This window comes from Methanospirillum sp. (assembly GCF_028679455.1).
GTDB lineage: Archaea > Halobacteriota > Methanomicrobia > Methanomicrobiales > Methanospirillaceae > Methanospirillum.
Map to the genome: position 1 here is coordinate 1 of NZ_JAJRBM010000174.1, position 4,246 is coordinate 4,246.

3 protein-coding genes are annotated in these 4,246 nt (G+C 49.5%); 1 reads left to right on the forward strand and 2 read right to left on the reverse strand.

Going from position 1 to position 4,246, the window contains the following annotated elements; translation table 11 throughout:
* Together LUQ50_RS05880 and LUQ50_RS05885 are read right to left on the reverse strand one after the other, a co-directional pair.
* On the reverse strand, positions 1 to 1,411 hold a 1,411-nt coding region (locus LUQ50_RS05880; protein ID WP_300037598.1), incomplete at its 3' end, for a histidine kinase N-terminal 7TM domain-containing protein.
* A gap of 186 nt (positions 1,412 to 1,597) precedes the next feature.
* On the reverse strand, positions 1,598 to 2,245 hold the full coding sequence (locus LUQ50_RS05885) for a hypothetical protein (RefSeq protein WP_300037601.1): 648 nt from the start codon (positions 2,243 to 2,245) through the stop codon (positions 1,598 to 1,600).
* A gap of 198 nt (positions 2,246 to 2,443) precedes the next feature.
* Between LUQ50_RS05885 and LUQ50_RS05890 the strand changes: the two genes are divergently transcribed.
* Positions 2,444 to 4,246 (forward strand): CHASE4 domain-containing protein (locus tag LUQ50_RS05890; protein WP_300037603.1); only part of this gene is annotated, 1,803 nt, incomplete at its 3' end.

A 4,246-nucleotide genomic window follows, 5' to 3' on the forward strand; every position in this document is an offset into this window, starting at 1 on the left:
CATACACCAGCCTGCTCAGCCTGACCTCAGTCTCGATCTCCCTCCCGTGACCCATAAACACCCAGGGAAAATCGATCAACTCACCGGCAGACGCCTGCGAGATCTGAAACCTCAGCTTGGACGGCACATCTGAATTACGGCTCTGCAGCGGAGCGGAAAGCACACCCGGATCAACCCCGATCATATCAGACGCCTGCCTCCCGAAAAGCTGCTCGGCAACCTGATTACAATCAGCAATAACCCCGCTCGCAATAATCAGGATGGCATCCCGGTGAGACCTGAAAAACTCATGATACAAAAGTTCCCGCCGCTTCTTCTCCTTCTCAATCATCAGTTGGGCCTGTGCCTCTGACACCTGTTTCTCCAGAAGAATATTGTGTGAGATATCAGTAATCAGTATCAGATATACCGGCTCTGCCCCCACATTACCCGTATCATGCTGAACTGAAACCCGGTACCACCTCGTCTCATCATCGGTCTGAACCGACACCGGTGTTTCACTGGTCAGCAGCTCAGGATGATGAACAAGCTCGGTAAACCCGGGAGGTAACATAGCAACCTCAGACGGCCGTCTACCAAACACCTCATCCAGACTGACATGAAGGATCTTCCCGGCTGTATCATTCATATCAAGGATCTGATACTGCTCATTCAGCACCACAAGACCTGACTCAACAACCCCGAAAAACCGCTCCCGAAACACGGGAGAGAACGTCAAGAGATCAAAATACAACATCCCGAACCCGAAGATCAGTCCCGCAATACCGAAATGCACCCCGACCGGATTAAACCCTGGAAACAGCCCGCTGTCAAAGAAAGTGACACACAACACGACCATACACGCAGCACCGACCAGAACCATAACCTGATACCTGAACTGGTCAGAGACATGCCGGAACCGCAGAACCATAAGGATAATCCCGGCAATAAACAGAACACAGCACTTTACCAACGCTGAAATCCCAAACAACCACAACGCTGAATCAACCAGGGGAATACCAGAACTATACGAGAACACCTTCATCCCCTGGTACACGATATTTCCGACCACCGTATATCCCAGAAGAATTGCGATAACCGGCCTGGTCAGATACCGCGATCTTCCGGCATACACCAGACAGAAGAAGAACCAGATGGTCGTAATGAGATGACCACAGAAATTGGTTATAAATGCGAGAACCGGAGAGACCGGATACGGCCCCAGCTCAGGATAAAACTCCCCCATATTCTCAAGTCCGAGAAGCAGACATATCATCGAGAGCAGAAAGAGGATCATCCAGAAGTAAGACTGACCAAGGATATTCTTCCGCCTGTATACCTGAAGCGAAAGGTATAGAAGAATAGCACTGCATTCAAGGGTAAATAATACCAGAAATGCAGCAACGGTCATAGGTGTATGTTGCTTGGTCAAAGTCCTTGAATGTTGCGAAATTATGGTGACACGGTCTGAAAAATGAGATCCGCAGCACCGACCGGTATCCGAACGTCTGCTGCAGGTTCCTGATCTCCCTGCTGCTCCGGGTGAAATCCTTCCACGAATTCGTTACAGCGGTCTCATCTGTCAGAACATCAAGAGAAAAATAAGAGATCGATGGTATCAACTGAGCATCGGGATATCGTTCTCCCGGTTCAGCGTGATATAGATATCCACAGTCCCACCCTTTTCCGGGTGCTGTTCGATAGGTTCAGTAACCGTAACATAATCAGGGGCACTCACCGTAATCGTGGAGTAAGGCGTTCCGGTGGTGTAAAGCGGCACAACCAGAAGGTTATCAGCAACAGTTCCCTTATCCTCACCATCAAATGCGACATGTGCACCTGGAACATTACAGTAGACATCATACCAGCCCTGATCGCCACCTACCGGTTTCGGTTTGGGGGTAGGCATGGGAGTTGGAATCGGATTGATATCCACATAGATGTCAACGGTCTCCCCTTTTGCCGGGTACTCGGTGATTGGCCGGGTTATTGACTGGTGAAATCCATCCCCGTCATAGGTTGCAGTATAGGACGTATACGGGGTACCGGTGGTATAGATCGGGACTGATAGTTCCCCATCCGTGATAACACCTTTCTCTTCATTATCAAGGGATATTACCGTCCCGTCAGCATGACAGTGAAACACATACCAACCCCGGTCCCCTCCAATAGGATGGGAACCCGGGCTGGCAGACACCCCAGTACAGAGACAGGTAACCAGGATGAACAGAACCAAAATGCCGGTTGTGTGAATGAACCGATTCATACCGAATACTGGATGTTCAGATGGATAAGGATTACAGTCTGCCCCGGGTACCATGCCAACAGGGGAAGAATCAGGAGCACCGGATGGATTGCATAAATGAGAATATATAATAACAATGAATCTGCACATATGCCTGTTCATACATAGTAAGGGAATTCTGACCTGATCGCTGAATATTTTCAATCCGGGACCAGAGACATGAAACGGAGCACCATTCTCATTCTGATGAATCTGTTTCTCCTTTGCGCTGTATGTGGATTGATCACGTACTTCTGGGTTTTTTCACAGGAGAGTTATAACACCATCGAGCGCAAAACGCTCCTGACGACCCAGGAATACCTGGAGAGCGGCATACAGGACCAGGAGCAGCAGATCCTCACCCAACTCAGGGATTATGCCTGGTGGAATGATACCTACCGGTTTGCGAATGGAGTCTATCCTGAATACCCGGATGACAACTTCAACGAGATATCAACAAAAAATCTCAATGTTCAACAGATCACTATCCTTGACAACCGGAATAACACCCTTTGGTCGGTATATTCTGATCCAGATACTCACCAGCTTGTCAGAAGGGAGATACAACCAGCCCTCTTTCCTATTCTTATTCCGGCCGGGGAGAATGAGACCAGAACCGTGCTCGAAGTGATGGACGATGTACCCTATCTCCTCTGCAGCGTTCCGATTCTCATGACAGACGCAGGAGGGCCGGTTGCAGGAACGATCATATTTGGAAGACAGATCAACCAGAACTTCTGCTATTCTCTGGAACGATCCATCCACCATCCGGTTACCATATCGATGCAGGGATCAGGATCGACACCTGATCTCCTGTCTGCATACCGGTTCCCGGATCTCGTTGCATCTATCACCAATGAGACCGATAATCGGATCGGCAATACGTTCACCACCCTGAGTTCAGACGGGCAGTATATCATCAGATTCAGCATTGAAAGACCAAAAGATATCGCAATTATGGGCAGGAATCTCATCGGCGAGTCCCTGATGGCCCTGATCCTCATCGCCGGAGGATATACTGCGATTACAGCCTTCATCCTCCTCTCTGCCCTTTCGCAGTACGAGCATGATCTCGAGGAACTGGAAGCCAGCAGACAGGAGATCAGGATTCATACCGAACGAAAACAGATCTCTGACAACATCAAGCAGGTACTTGACACATTCCTTGAGTTCGGGGCTGATACCCGTGAGAATATTCACAGGCTGGTCTCCCTGACAGCAGAGATCCTGCACGCTGATTGTGTTACCTATTCACAGATCCAGAACGGGGAAGAAGAGATCATCGCAGCAACCAGTCTGCCACCCGGATATACCCAGGATCATGATCCGGTTGGGAAGATCACATCGTATTTTATCCAGACAAAAACCCCTGACTCCTGCCTTTATCTCCCACTTGCCAGATCCGGGTTTGCTGAAACCGATCCCCTCGTAAAGGCGGGACAGTACCAGACCTACCACGGGTGCCGGACCTTTTCAACCGAAGAGCATTCAGAGTCCCTGAATGTGTATTACAAATCAGCATATCAACCTGGGGAGCTGGATCAGATCATCCTCAATCTCATCTCAAACGCGATTGCGGCTGAAGAGAGCAGAGGGAATTTCCAAACCATATTACAGCGAAGGGACCGGATTCTTGAAGCGATCAGTTCTGCAGGTACCGTTCTGATGCGACAGGCTGACTCGCATGACCTGAGTATGATCCCGGCAATATTTGGAGAACGGCTCGGAGTATCCCGGGTATACATCAGTATCATCAATCAGGAGCAGAATTCGGTGATTGCAGACCAGATCCCTGAACCATGGATCGGTACTTCAGGCGATCGTACACTTCCACTCATTTCCGTATATCCTGAAATCGATGAGCGGTTATTCAACATCCTGTCCAGGATCCGGAATGGTGAGGTAGTAGCCGGTCCGATAGGATCCTTTGAGAAGAAGGAACAGGAGTACTTCTCCTCGCGTGGAATCAGATCCCTTGCCATC

Coding starts and splice junctions, on each gene's coding strand:
- LUQ50_RS05885 (WP_300037601.1), bottom strand. CDS start 2,245: ATGAATCGGTTCATTCACACAACCGGCATTTTGGTTCTGTTCATCCTG.